The following is a 1,275-nucleotide window of genomic DNA, read 5'->3' on the forward strand; positions in this document are numbered from 1 at the left end:
GTCTCAGAGGTTTGGATAAATTGGGAAGCGGGCGCAGAGTTCGGCGACTTCGGCTTTGACTTTTGCCTCAACCGCACCGTTGCCGTCTTCGCCATTGGCGGCGAGGCCGTCGACGACCTCGATGATCCAGTCGGCGATCTGACGGAATTCGGCCTCGCCGAAGCCGCGGGTGGTTCCGGCTGGCGAACCCAGACGGATGCCCGAGGTAATCGTGGGTTTCTCGGGATCAAATGGCACGCCGTTTTTGTTGCAGGTGATGTGCGCCCGGCCCAAGGCCTTCTCGGTCGCGTTGCCTTTGACGCCTTTGGGCCGCAGGTCGACCAGCACCACATGGGTGTCGGTGCCGTGGGTCACCGTGTCGAGCCCGCCCTTGATCAACTGGTCCGACAGCGCCTGCGCGTTGGCCACGACCTGCTGGATGTAGCTTTTGAACTCGGGGCGCAGCGCCTCGCCAAAGGCCACGGCCTTGCCTGCGATCACATGCATCAGCGGACCGCCCTGAATGCCGGGGAAGATCGCCGAGTTTACCTTTTTGGCAATCGCTTCATCATTGGTCAGGATCATGCCGCCGCGCGGGCCGCGCAGGGTTTTGTGCGTCGTGGTCGTCGCTACATGCGCATGCGGGAAGGGCGAGGGGTGTTCGCCTGCCGCAACCAGACCTGCGAAATGCGCCATATCCACGTGCAGATAGGCGCCGACCATATCGGCGATCGCCCGCATGCGGGCAAAATCGATCTGACGCGGGATGGCCGAGCCACCGGCGATGATCAGCTTGGGCTGATGCTCTTTCGCCAGCGCTTCGACTTGGTCGTAATCCAGCATGTTGTCTTGTTTGCGAACACCGTACTGAACCGCGTTGAACCACTTGCCCGACTGGTTCGGACGGGCACCATGGGTCAGGTGACCACCGGCATCCAGCGACATGCCCAGAATGGTGTCGCCGGGTTTGATCAGCGCCTGAAACACGCCCTGGTTCGCCTGCGACCCCGAGTTCGGCTGAACGTTGGCAAAGCCGCATCCAAACAGCTCTTTCGCGCGGTCGATGGCAAGGTTTTCAGCGATGTCGACGAACTGACAACCACCATAGTAGCGCCGTCCGGGATAGCCTTCGGCGTATTTGTTGGTCATCACCGAGCCCTGCGCCTCCATCACGGCGGCAGAGACGATGTTTTCTGACGCGATCAACTCGATCTCATCGCGTTGACGACCCAATTCGGACGTGATCGAGCCGAACAGCTCAGGGTCACGATCAGCAAGCGATTGGGTGAAGAAACC

1 protein-coding gene is annotated in these 1,275 nt (G+C 61.0%); it reads right to left on the reverse strand.

Annotated features, from left to right (window positions below):
* Positions 1-3: 3 nt before the first annotated feature.
* On the reverse strand, positions 4-1,275 hold a 1,272-nt coding region (gene glyA, locus ACR0NN_RS25245), incomplete at its 5' end, for a serine hydroxymethyltransferase (RefSeq protein WP_480685865.1).

This window comes from Ruegeria sp. BA2 (assembly GCF_056539605.1).